Annotated in this window: 11 protein-coding genes; 5 read left to right on the forward strand and 6 right to left on the reverse strand. The window is 74.9% G+C overall.

The window, feature by feature from the left end; genetic code table 11:
- The 3 genes from BG452_RS20360 to BG452_RS20370 all read left to right on the forward strand — a co-directional run.
- Window positions 1–582 (forward strand): ABC transporter permease (locus tag BG452_RS20360; RefSeq protein ID WP_317621145.1); only part of this gene is annotated, 582 nt, incomplete at its 5' end.
- Between the two features lie 192 nt (window positions 583–774).
- Window positions 775–1,629, forward strand: coding sequence for a class I SAM-dependent methyltransferase (locus BG452_RS20365; RefSeq protein WP_188305768.1), 855 nt, complete (start codon window positions 775–777; stop codon window positions 1,627–1,629).
- Between the two features lie 5 nt (window positions 1,630–1,634).
- Window positions 1,635–2,690 carry an aromatic ring-hydroxylating oxygenase subunit alpha gene (locus tag BG452_RS20370; RefSeq protein ID WP_188305769.1) on the forward strand — a complete coding sequence of 352 codons (1,056 nt, stop codon included), beginning with the start codon at window positions 1,635–1,637 and terminating at the stop codon, window positions 2,688–2,690.
- A 244-nt stretch (window positions 2,691–2,934) separates the two neighbouring features.
- On the opposite strand, the gene BG452_RS20375 is transcribed toward BG452_RS20370, so the two are convergent.
- The 4 genes from BG452_RS20375 to BG452_RS20390 form a co-directional block, all read right to left on the reverse strand.
- The gene (locus BG452_RS20375; protein ID WP_188305770.1) at window positions 2,935–4,632 is read right to left on the reverse strand and encodes a 4Fe-4S binding protein; all 1,698 of its coding nucleotides are present in this window, start codon (window positions 4,630–4,632) and stop codon (window positions 2,935–2,937) included.
- Between the two features lie 49 nt (window positions 4,633–4,681).
- Window positions 4,682–5,599, reverse strand: coding sequence for an AurF N-oxygenase family protein (locus BG452_RS20380; protein WP_188305771.1), 918 nt, complete (start codon window positions 5,597–5,599; stop codon window positions 4,682–4,684).
- A 303-nt stretch (window positions 5,600–5,902) separates the two neighbouring features.
- Entirely contained in the window at window positions 5,903–6,925 is a 1,023-nt protein-coding gene (locus tag BG452_RS20385; protein ID WP_188305772.1) for an RNA ligase family protein, read from the reverse strand.
- 45 nt (window positions 6,926–6,970) lie between these two features.
- On the reverse strand, window positions 6,971–7,552 hold the full coding sequence (locus BG452_RS20390) for a TetR/AcrR family transcriptional regulator (RefSeq protein WP_188305773.1): 582 nt from the start codon (window positions 7,550–7,552) through the stop codon (window positions 6,971–6,973).
- A gap of 146 nt (window positions 7,553–7,698) precedes the next feature.
- Here BG452_RS20390 and BG452_RS20395 point away from each other — a divergent pair, with 146 nt between their 5' ends.
- Together BG452_RS20395 and BG452_RS20400 are read left to right on the forward strand one after the other, a co-directional pair.
- Window positions 7,699–9,105 carry an amidase gene (locus BG452_RS20395; protein ID WP_188305774.1) on the forward strand — a complete coding sequence of 469 codons (1,407 nt, stop codon included), beginning with the start codon at window positions 7,699–7,701 and terminating at the stop codon, window positions 9,103–9,105.
- Window positions 9,106–9,240: 135 nt separating this feature from the next.
- On the forward strand, window positions 9,241–9,453 hold the full coding sequence (locus BG452_RS20400; RefSeq protein WP_188305775.1) for a cold-shock protein: 213 nt from the start codon (window positions 9,241–9,243) through the stop codon (window positions 9,451–9,453).
- 251 nt (window positions 9,454–9,704) lie between these two features.
- On the opposite strand, the gene BG452_RS20405 is transcribed toward BG452_RS20400, so the two are convergent.
- A complete protein-coding gene (locus BG452_RS20405) occupies window positions 9,705–10,349 on the reverse strand; it encodes a response regulator transcription factor (protein WP_188305776.1) in 645 nt (214 codons plus the stop codon).
- Window positions 10,350–10,450: 101 nt separating this feature from the next.
- The coding region (locus BG452_RS20410) for a sensor histidine kinase (protein ID WP_223242490.1) at window positions 10,451–11,254 on the reverse strand (804 nt) is incomplete at its 5' end.

Here is an 11,254-nt window from a genome sequence, read left to right on the forward strand (position 1 = left end):
GGCGTCGGCGGCCCGGCCCTGGCGAGCCGGATCGACCTGCGGGTGCTGCCCGGCACCGACCCCCAGCGGGCCGCCGCCGCGCTGCGGACCGCCGTGGACGGGCTGGGCGCCCGGCTCTCCACCCCCGAGGAAGTCTGGTCGGCCGCCGGCGACAGCACCGAACAGGCCGCCTGGGACGCCCTGTTGATGATCCTCGGACTGGCCATCGGCTACGCGGGGATCGCCCTGGCCAACTCGCTGGTGATGACGGTCAGCGACCGCCGCCAGGAACTCGCCCTGCTGCGGCTGGCCGGCGCCACCCGGGGCCAGGTGCTGCGCACCGTCGCCGTGGAGACGCTGATGTGCGTGGCCGCCGGCACCCTGCTGGGCGTGCTCGGCACCGCGATCAGCGTCGGCGGCTCCTGGGCCGCGCTGACCGCCCTGGTCGGCCCGACGCCCGCGATGGTGCCCTGGACGGCGATGGGCGTGCTCGCCGCCGGCTGCGCGGCGATCGCCCTGACGGCGGCGGTGCTCCCGACCGCACTGGCCCTGCGCGGCCGGGACGGGCAGGGCATCCTGCGCGGAGCGGCGGGCGCGGCCTGAGCCCGCTGCCATCGGTCGCCGGGCCGCCCGGCCCGCCGGTGGGTGTCCTCCTTCGTCCCGACCGTCCCCTGGCTGCGGGACACAGCCTGGTCAGCTGATCACCCCGTCCGACGAGCGCACCAACCCTCCCGGCGGCGCAACCGGCCGTGGCGCCGCCGGGAGCAGCCGGTCGAGCGCCGCTAGCGTGCCCCCATGGGCGCTCAGGAGCTGGATCTCACCGCGCTGCGCCGGGTGTACGGAAACGCCGGGAGCCGGTGGTTCTACACCCGGGTGGCGCGCAACGCCCGGCACTGGGGGTGGACCGAGCCCGGGCAGTCGAAGTGGCGGCTGTGGCGGGCGCAGCGGCAGCTGGAGGACGTGCTCGGGCGCAAGCTGGCCCTGCCCGCCGGGGCGCGGGTGCTGGACGCGGGCTGCGGGGCCGGGGTGGTGGCCCGGGCGATGGCGGCCCGGTTCGGGCTGCTGGTCACCGGGGTCGACGTCCTGGACTTCCACGTCGCCGAGGCCCGTCGACTGAGCGCCGACGCCGCACTGGCCGACCGGACCGCCTTCTCCTGCGGCGACTTCCATGAACTCCCCTTCCCCGAGGGCACGTTCGACGGCGCGTACTCGATGGAGACGCTCGTCCACTCCTACCGCCCGGCCCGCGCGCTGGCAGAGTTCCACCGGGTGCTCCGCCCGGGCGGTCGGCTGGTGCTGCTCGGCCCGATGAGCACCGGCCCGCTGGAGGAACTCCCGTCGTCCGCGCGGGCCTTGCTCGAACCGTACCTGGACGCGATGGCGATGACCGGCGCCCGGCTCTACCACGCGGGCAACCTGGCGCAGCTGCTCGCCGGGGCCGGCTTCGAGGTCGAGGAGGCCCTGGACGCGACGCCGCACTACCTGCCGACCACCGAGGCGGTGCACGCGTACTTCCGACTGCCCTGGGAGCTGCTGCGCCGCGTCGGCGACCCGGCGCGGTGGCTCAATCTCCGCTCCACGGTGGAGATGTACGCGGTGCGCGAGCACATCGCCTGGTACGTTCACACCGCCGTCAAGCCACCGAGGTGACCGCCATGGACGAGCACTCCGCCCCGCTGCCGTACCCGAGCGGCTGGTTCTGCGTCGGTCGGACGCGTGATCTGCCGCCCGGCCGGGTCCGTACGGCCCGGCTGATGGGCGAGGACGTGGTGCTGTACCGGACGCGGCGGGGCGCGGTGCGCGCGATCGGACCGCACTGCCCGCACCTGGGCGCGCACTTCGGCGCGGGCGGGCGGGTCCACGGCGAGGACCTGGTCTGCCCGTTCCACGGCTTCGCCTTCGCCTCGGACGGCTCCTGCACCGGCTCGCCGGACGGCACCCGGTTCCGCGGTGAACTGACGAGACGTCATCTCGTCGAGCGGGACGGCGCGTTGTTCGTCTGGCGGGGCGGACCGGACGGCACGCCGCCTACCTGGGAGCTGCCGCCGGCGGTCGGCGTGCGGCCGCTCGCCTGGTGGAGCGGAGAACTGCTCTCGCATCCGCAGGAGGTGCTGGAGAACAGCGTGGACTTCCGGCACGTGTCCGTGCTGCACGGCCTGGACGCCCAGGAGACGGCGCCGCCGGAACCGGACGGCCCGCTGTTCACCATCCACCAGCGCACCACCACCCGGTTCCCCGGGCTGGGCGCGGTGAGCCTGGAGCAGCCGGTGACGCTGGCCGGGCTGGGGCTGATGCGGCTGACCGCCGAACTGCCGGAGCTGGGCAGCACGCTACGGGTGTGGGTGCTGCCGACGCCGCTCGCGCCCTGGCGCACCCTGGTGCGCTTCGCGGCGACCAGCACCGTGCCGGTGCCCGGGGTCGGGGCGGCGCGGGTCGTGGACCGGGCCGCCTCCTGGGTGGCGCTCCAGGCCTCGGTGCGGATCATCAAGCAGGACCGCCCGGTGCTGGCGCACAAGCGGTACCTGGCGCAGCCGCGGCTCGTGCCCGGGGAGCGTTCGATCGGGCTGTTCCGGCGCTGGGCGCGGCAGTTCTATCCGGTCGGGTCCGACAGTGCCTGGGATTCCGAGGCCGCCGGCGAGTCCCAGACCGGGTCGGGCAGTCCGGGCACCGACCGCCCCTCCGACTGCCAGCGGCGGGCCAGCTCGGCGTAGATCGGCGCTCCCGGATCCCGGTCCGACCCCGGCTCCGGAGGGCGCCCCGGTTCCGGAGGGCGCCCCGGTTCCGGAGGGCGCCCCGCGCCTGGCAGGATCGTTTCTTCGGCCGGCCAACGCCAAAGAGCCGGCATCACCCCAAAACTGCTCACATCCGCCCAACGCGCCCCACCCGCCCCGGGTCACGGCCGCGTCAACCGGACGGCCCGCGCATCCACCCCGCACGAGCCGTCCGCCGGGGCCCTCAGCGCCGCCGCCCCGCCGCCAGCAGCTCCGCCACCGTCGCCAGCTTCACCCGGGGCCGCCCCTGCGCCGCGCCCCGCTCGCGCTCCGCCCGGTCCACCGCGCGCAGTTCCTTCAGCCCCACCGCGTCCGGCCGGCGCCGCCGCACCAACTGCTCGAACTCCGTCCGCCCCGCCGGGGGCACCGGCAGTGCCCGGGCCTGCGCGTCGTCCATCAGCGCGTCCACCGTCTCGCGCGCGCAGGCCCGGTTGGCGCCGATCCCGCCGGACGGCCCGCGCTTGGCCCAGCCGACCACGTACGCGCCGGGCAGCGGCCGGCCGGTGGCCGGGTCGACCACCCGTCCGCCGTGCTGCGCGACCGTCCCGGTCCGCTCGTCGAACGGCAGTCCGGGCACCGGCACGCCCCGGTGCCCGATGGAGCGCACCACCAGGGCGGCGCGCAGGGTGTCCCGCCGAGCGGTCGGGCCGGCCGGGCCAGTCGGATCGATCGGCCCAGCCGGGTCGATCGGGTCGCCGTCCGCTGTCAGCGCGGTCCGTTCGACGGTCAGCCCCGAGACCCGGCCGTCCGCCTCGGTCAGCTCGACCGGCGTCGACAGGAAGCGCAGCACGATCCGCCGCCCCAGCCCGGGTTCGGCGTCCCCGTCGTGGCGCACCAGCGGCAGGTCGGCGAGCAGCACGGCCCTGGAGTCCGGCGCGGCGGCCTCGATCGCGGCCCGCACCTGCGGGTGGTCCTCCACCACCAGCTCGACGCCCGGCAGCCGGCGCAGCCCCAGGAACTCGGGCGCGCTCCAGGCGGCCTGCTCGGGCCCGCGCCGGGCCAGCAGCACGACCTCCCGCACCCGGCTGCGGCGCAGCGCGGCCAGGGCGTGGTCGGCGATGTCGGTGGCGGCGAGCCGGTCCGGGTCGGTGAGCAGGATGCGGGCGATGTCCACCGCGACGTTGCCGTTGCCGACCACCACCACCCGCTCGGCGGACAGGTCCACGGTGTCGGCCGGCACCGTCGGGTCGGCGTTGTACCAGCCGACGAAGGAGGTCGCGGGCACGCTGCCGGGCAGGTCCTCGCCGGGCACGCCGAGCCTCCGGTCGGCGGCCGCGCCGACCGCGTACACCACCGCGTGGTGGTGCGCGGCCAGTTCCTGGTGGCTGACGTCGGTGCCGACCTCCAGGTTGAGGTGCATCCGCAGCCGCGGGTCGTGGAAGACGCTCGCGAAGCTCTCCGCGATCCGCTTGGTGGACTGGTGGTCGGGCGCGACGCCGTGCCGCAGCAGGCCGCCGGTGACCGGCAGCCGGTCGATCATGGTGAGTTCGGCGCTGGTGCAGCGCAGCAGTTCCTGCGCGGTGTACCCGGCGGAGGGTCCGGTGCCGACCACGGCGATCCGCAGGGTGCCGACCTCGCCCGGCAGGCTGCGCGGGAAGCTGGGCGCGCCCCAGGCGTGGTCGTTGGGGTGGTCGCGGTACCAGTCGCGGTTGAGGTCGCCGAAGACGACGTCCGGCCCGCGCAGCCGGTCGACCGGGAACACCGCGTCCACCGGGCAGGCGTCCGCGCAGGCGCCGCAGTCGATGCACGCCCGGGGGTCGATGTACAGCAGGTCGGTGGTGCCGAACTCCGGTTCGTCCGGGGTCGGGTGGATGCAGTTGACCGGGCAGACGGAGACGCACGAGGCGTCGTTGCAGCAGGATCGGGTGATCGCGTAGGCCATGGCCGGAGTCGGGTCCTCGCTAGAGCTGACGGTCCGTCAGAGTCGGTGGTCAGAGCATGTGCACGCGGCGGTAGACCGCCGCCGCGCGGCTGGTGATCAGCCCGGTCTCGGCGAGGAACGCCATCAGGTGCCGGGAGCTGTTGCGCATCATCGCCTTGCGGTGCTCGTTGCCCTTCGCCTCGTCGAGGGCCCGCGCGACGTCCAGCCCGGCGGCCTTGTAGACGCCCGGGTGCACCATGCTGCTGACGATGACGTACGCGCCGATCGCGATGCCGGTGGCCGAGGCGCGGCGGCGGGCCGGGCTCGCGTGGCGCACCCGCTCGCGGATCTCCTGCCGGGCGAACTTCATGTGCCGGGACTCCTCGACCACGTGGATCCGGGAGGTGCCGCGGACGATCTCCAGGACGTTCTCGCCGCGCATCCAGTCGCGCTGCATGACGTCCAGCACCTCCTCGGCCACCAGGATGCCGCCGTAGGCGAGTTCACCCTTGGCGAGGGCCTTGAAGGCGCGCCCGGCCTGGGCGATCACCTTGTTGGGGCGGTAGGCGGGGACGCCCATCTTCTGGCAGGCGCGGGCGAACATGATCGAGTGGCGGCACTCGTCGGCGATCTCGGTGAGCGCGAACTGGAACTCGGCGCTGGCGGGGTTCTTGAGGTACTGGTCGCGCAGCACCATCTGCTGGAGGATCATCTCGAACCAGATGCCGGTGTTCATGATCGAGCAGACCTCGTGCCGGGTGAGGGTGACCCGCTGCTGCTCGGTCATCTCGTCCCACAGCCGGGTGCCGTAGAGGGTGCTCCACTCGGGGTTGAGGCCGTAGTGCCCGGCCGGGAGGGGGGCGTCCCAGTCGATCTCGGTCATGGGGTCGTAGGAGAGGGTGGCGGCCGAGTCCAGCAGCCGCTTCGAGACGTCGTCGTCGGCCGCCGTGTGGCCGTGTTCCGCCGCCGCCTGCCGGATGAGAGCCATGGCTGCCTCCAGGTGCCTGCCCCTGCGGGTTCCCGCTCACCCGCTTATTAGACGGACAGTACAATAAGAGCCGGTTCCCGAGAACCCCCCGCGCGACGCCGAACCGGCGCGGGGCCGACGGCGCGCGCCCCCTCTGTCGCGTCGCGCGTCATACGGACGTACATCGGGCGTCATACGGACATACGTCCCCTCACATGCCCTGCGGACGTACGTCCCGCGCGGGCGGCTGGGACGACGGTGCCCAGTGCGCCCACGCCACCGGGCCGACGCCCGCGCCACCGGGTCAGCGCCCGCACCAACGCATCAGCGGCTGCGCCGGTCCGCCGCGTCGAAGGCGGCGAGGGAGCGGGCGCCGGGGGCGAGGGCGTGGCGGAGGGCGGTGAGTACGGCGGGTTCCAGACCGCCGAGGGCCTCGGCGAGTTCGTCGGTGATGTCCTGGGCGATCTCCGCGGCCACCGTTTCCGCCGGGGTGCGGGGGCCGAGTTTGCTGACGGCCGCGGCGGCACGGGTGGGGGTGAGGAGGGCGGAGGCCTGGACCAGGAGCCAGGCGGGGACGCCGGCCGCACCCTCGGGCGGGGGGAGGTAGGGGCGGGCGCCGTCGTAGCGTTCGTCCTCGGCGAAGGCCTTCTGCTTGACCTTGATCACCGGCCGGGCGGTCTCCGACTCGTGCCATTCGCCGGCCGGCTTGAGGACGTACCCCTCGGCGAAGTTGGCGAGCCGGCCGGGCAGTTCGGTCAGTGCGGGCAGGCCGAACAGGGCGGGGACCCGGCTGGGGAAGGCGACCGGCAGGCCTTGCAGGGCGTTCAGGGTGCCGCGCCCGAGCAGCGGTACGCAGGTGAGCCCGGCGGTGGCGGCGGCGGACCGGAGGTCGCGGTCGGAGATCCACCACCGGCCGTCGGCCGTCTCCACCGTGGCGTCGAAGGGCAGCCAGCGCAGCCCGGGGGCGTACCAGACACCGGTCTGCACGGGTTCGACGCCGGGGGCGGCGGGCACCTCGGGGTGCGGGTAACGGCCGCCGGCCAGCTCCCCGTACACCGTGACGACGGCGGCCGACCCCCGCGCCGCCCGCACGGCCGCCGCGAAGCGCCCGGCGGCGACGGCGAGTTGAGGCCAGATCCGGCTGACGCCGAAGAAGGCGTCGAGGTCCTCGTCGCCGAGCAGGTCGCGCCGCTTGGCGGCCCGTACGGTGGTGCCGTCGCAGACCACCGCGAAGTGCGCGCCGTGCACCTTCTCGGCCGCGATCCACTCGCGGGCGCCGGGTGCGCCGGGGCGTCCCTTCGCGGGGATCTTCGGATAGGGCGTCAGTTCGGACCGGGAGTCGGACACGACCAGGATCCTCGCCGCTGGGCCCGCCCGGTGGCAACGGGATTCCTAAGCCCGCTCCCACAGCCCGGCGAGGTGCGCGTGGAGGAGGTCCTCGGCCTCCGCCGCCGTCCGGTGGCCGATGAGGACGTGGGCGGTGAGTCCGTCGGTGAGGGCGAGCAGGGTGCGGGCTTCGCGTCGGGCGTCGAGGGCGTGGGAGGCCTCGGCGACGAGCCGGGCGAGCAGTCCTTCGAGGTCGGCGTAGCTGGTGCGGAGGCCGGCGGCCAGGGCCGGGTTGACGGCGGCGGCGGCGAGGAAGGCGAGCCAGATCCGGGCTTCGGCGCGGTGTTCGGCGCGGAGCAGGGCGACTTCGGCGGCGGCGTGTCCGAGGGTGCTCGCGGCGGACTGGGCCGGGCCGGCCAGGACGCGGCCGTGGACCCGTTCGGTGACGCGTTCGCCGATGTGGGCGAGGGCGAACCGGAGCATCTCCTCCTTGCTGCGGAAGCAGCGCTGGACGGCTCCCATGGAGACGTCGGCCCGGGTGGCGACGTCCCGCAGGGTGACGCCTTCCAGGCCCTGGGTGTCGATCAGCGCGCACACCGCTTCGGCGATGTGCCGGCGCCGTTCCTCGTGGTCGACCTGCTTGGGCATCCGCCCCCCACCTCCCTGTTCCGACCCGACCCGCTCCGAACTGCTCCGGGCTGTTCCGGACTGTCTCCAGTTATTCCGATGCAAGCGTATCGGCTCTCCCGCTAAGGTTTCGATGCAACCGCATCGGAACCCACCAGGAGAAGCCCATGTGGAAACTCCCCGCCACCGCCATCGCCGCCGCCGTCCGCAGCGGCGAGGTGTCCGCGCGCGAGGTGGTGGACTCCCACCTCGCGCGCATCGCCGAGGTCAACCCGCAGGCCAACGCCGTCACCCAGCTCCTCGCCGACCGCGCCCGCGCCGCCGCCCGGGAGACGGACCGCGCCCGCGCCGCCGGCGAGCGGCTCGGCCCGCTCGCCGGGGTGCCGTTCACGGTCAAGGAGTGCACCCGCATCGAGGGCGTCCCGACCACCTTCGGCACCCCGCGCTTCCGCGACCTCACCGCCCCCGCCGACGCCATCCCGGTGGCCCGGCTGCGCGCCGCCGGGGCGATCCCGATCGGGCACAGCAACATGCCGACCCTGATCCTGGCCGGGATGCACACCCGTAGCGAGCTGTACGGCGACACCCGCAACCCCTGGGACGCCACCCGCACGCCGGGCGGCACCAGCGGCGGGGACGGCGTGGCGGTGGCCACCGGCATGGCCGCGCTCGGGCTCGGCAACGACTCCGGCGGCTCGGTCCGCATCCCGGCCGCGTTCTGCGGGGTCGCCGCGCTCAAGCCGACCACCGGCCGGTTCGCCGCCGACCAGCGCCTGCTGGGCCCGGACGATCCCGGCCCGGCCTCCCAAGTCCTGGTCACGGACGGCCCGTTGGCCCGTACGGTGGCCGACCTGCGGCTCGCGTACGAGACCCTGGCCGGCCCCGACCCCCGCGACCCCCGGGCCGTTCCCGTGCCGCTGTACGGAGAGCCCCTCGACGGCCCGCCGAGGGTCGCCGTGGTCGCCGACCCGGGCGGCCACGGCGTCCACCCGACCGGCCGCCGTGCGGTCGAGGCCGCCGCGGCGGCGCTGCGCGACGCCGGGTACCAGGTGGACGAGGTGCCCGACGTCCCCCGGCTGGACGAGGCGCTGGAGGCCTACCACCGGCTCTGCGTCACCGAGTTCACCCCGAGCTGGCCCGCCGTGCGGCAGTTGCTGGGCGAGGGCGGGGACCGCTACATCGAGCTGACCATGCGCAGCGCCCCGCCCGCCGACGCCGCCGGGCTGATCGGGCTGATGAGCACCTGGATGAACGTCCGCCGCTCCTGGACGGAGTTCCTGGCGGCATACCCGCTGCTGCTCGGCCCGGTCTTCACCGAGCCGCCGGTCGAACCCGGCCTGGAGTCCCGGGACCAGGCCGGGCGGGACCGGGTCGCCATGGCCATGCGGCTCTGCTCGGTCACCAGTTTCGTCGGCGTCCCGGCTGTCGCCGTCCCCACCGGGCTGGACCCCGCCGGCCTGCCCACCGGGGTGCAGCTCGTCGGGCGTCCGTTCCGCGAGGACCTCTGCCTGGCCGCCGCCCAGCACATCGAGGACCGGCTCGGCACCCTCACCCCGGTCGACCCGAGGGCGTAGCGGCGCGGGCCCCGGCCCACCCGGCCCGGGGCGCCTCCCGAGAACCGGGTCGCACCACTACGCTTCGTGCCGAATCGCATGCTCTGCGTGAGATGATCACGCGACGGCACCGCGATCCGACCCCGAGGAGTAGACATGGCCGAGCGCCAGAACGGCACCGTGAAGTGGTTCAACGACGAGAAGGGCTACGGGTTCATCAGCCCGGAGTCCGGCGATGACCTGTTCGTGCATTTCCGGGCGATCGAGTCGACCGGTTTCAAGTCCCTGGTGGAGGGCCAGAAGGTCTCCTTCGAGGCCGTCCAGGGGCAGAAGGGCATGCAGGCCGACAAGGTCCGGATCGAGGAGTAGGCACCTCGGTGGACCCCACCCGCGCGCCCGGTCGACCACGACCGGGCGCGCGTTCGGCTTTCCGGGCGCGGTGCGGCAGGCCCCGGGGGTGGCGTTCACCGCCGGTCCGTTGCCATGAGAACGGCGGGCGGGCATTGCCGCCAGGAAGCGGGACGTGGAGACCGCCGAGCAGGCACGGCGGGCACGGCGGGCACGCTGCCGGGACTCGGGCCCGCGTCCGCGAACGGCCGGCGGGCCGGCGGGCCGGCGGCTCAGCCCGTGAACCCCGGCACCACCAGTCCCGACTCGTACGCGATCACCACGGCATGGGTCCGGTTCTGCGCCCCGAGCTTGGTCAGCACGTTCCCGACGTGGGTCTTGACCGTCTCCAGGCTCACGGTCAGCGTCTCGGCGATCTCCGGGTTGGACAGCCCGGTGGCCATCAACCGCAGCACCTCCTCCTCCCGCCCGGTCAGCGCCGCCCTCGGCAGCGCCTCGGCGGAGTCCAGCGGGCGGGCGGCGACCATCCGGCGCAGCGCGGCCGGGAAGAGGATCGCCTCGCCCGCCGCCACCACCCGTACCGCCTCGGCGATCTGCCGGACCGGCAGCCGCTTGAGCACGAAGCCGCTGGCCCCGGCGCCGAGCGCGGCGGTGACGTAGCCGTCGTTCTCGAAGGTGGTGATCACCACGACCTTCGGCGCTTCGACGGGAGCCTCGGCCAGCAGCTGCCGGGTGGCGTCGATCCCGTTGCGGCGCGGCATCCGCACATCCATCAGGACGACGTCCGGCCGCAGCCGCAGCGCCTGCTCGACCGCGTCGACGCCGTCGGCGGCCTCCCCGACCACCTCGATCCCCGGCTGGGCGGCGAGCAGGGTGCGCAGGCCGCTGCGGGTGACTTCGTCGTCGTCCGCGATCAGGAGCGTGACGGAGGCACTCGGCGCCCCCGCACCCGAGGCCGCCGTGCCCGAGGCCGCTACGCCTGGAGCTCCCCCACCGGATGCCCCCGCGTCGGAGTCGCTCACGCCGTGACCCGGACCGGCAGCCGGACCGCCAGCTTCCAGCGCTCGGGCCCGTCCGGCCCGGCCGCGAACTCGCCGTGCAACAGCCGTACCCGCTCCGCGAGTCCGGGCAGGCCGTGCCCGGAGGTCGGGAAGTCGCCCGCGCCGGCGCCCGGGCCCGTCCGGTTCACCACCCGCAGTTCCAGCGCGTCCGGCGACGCCGTGACGCGGACTTCGATCGGCCCGCCGGCCCCGTGCCGCAGCGCATTGGTCAGCCCTTCCTGCAGGATCCGGTACGCCGCCCGGGAGAGCGTCCCCTGCACCTGGGCGAGGTCGCCGGACAGGTCCGGTTCCACCACGGCGCCCGCGTGGCGCAGCCGGTCGAGCAGGTCGGGCAGGTCGGCGAGGGTCCGGGTGGGAGCGGTGGCCGCGCCCTCCTCGCGCAGCACGCCGAGCACGTAGTCCAGGTCCTCCAGCGCGGCCCGGGTGGACTCCTCGATGCTGCGCATGGCGGCCCGCGCCGCGGCCGGGTCGGCGGCGAGCACCTCGCCCGCCACGGCGGCCTGGATGGTGGCCGCTGTCAGGGTGTGCCCGATGGAGTCGTGCAACTCGTGGGCGAGCCGGTTGCGTTCGGCCAGCAGCAGTTCCCGTTCGGCGGCCAGCGCGAGCCGCTCGGCGGCGGACGGCCCGAGCAGCTTCGGCGCCGCCCATCGCAGGATGCCCGTCACCGCCGCGCAGCCGGCCGCCGCCAGCAGCAGGCAGCAGGCCGCGGCGGGCCAGCTCCACCAGCCGCCGCTCAGCTGCGGCGACCAGTCGAACAGGGT

The sequence above is a fragment of the Streptomyces sp. CBMA123 genome (assembly GCF_014596465.1).
GTDB lineage: Bacteria > Actinomycetota > Actinomycetes > Streptomycetales > Streptomycetaceae > Kitasatospora.

Coding starts and splice junctions, on each gene's coding strand:
- BG452_RS20400 (WP_188305775.1), top strand. CDS start 9,241: ATGGCCGAGCGCCAGAACGGCACCGTGAAGTGGTTCAACGACGAGAAG.
- BG452_RS20375 (WP_188305770.1), bottom strand. CDS start 4,632: ATGGCCTACGCGATCACCCGATCCTGCTGCAACGACGCCTCGTGCGTC.
- BG452_RS20380 (WP_188305771.1), bottom strand. CDS start 5,599: ATGGCTCTCATCCGGCAGGCGGCGGCGGAACACGGCCACACGGCGGCC.
- BG452_RS20390 (WP_188305773.1), bottom strand. CDS start 7,552: ATGCCCAAGCAGGTCGACCACGAGGAACGGCGCCGGCACATCGCCGAA.
- BG452_RS20370 (WP_188305769.1), top strand. CDS start 1,635: ATGGACGAGCACTCCGCCCCGCTGCCGTACCCGAGCGGCTGGTTCTGC.
- BG452_RS20395 (WP_188305774.1), top strand. CDS start 7,699: ATGTGGAAACTCCCCGCCACCGCCATCGCCGCCGCCGTCCGCAGCGGC.
- BG452_RS20365 (WP_188305768.1), top strand. CDS start 775: ATGGGCGCTCAGGAGCTGGATCTCACCGCGCTGCGCCGGGTGTACGGA.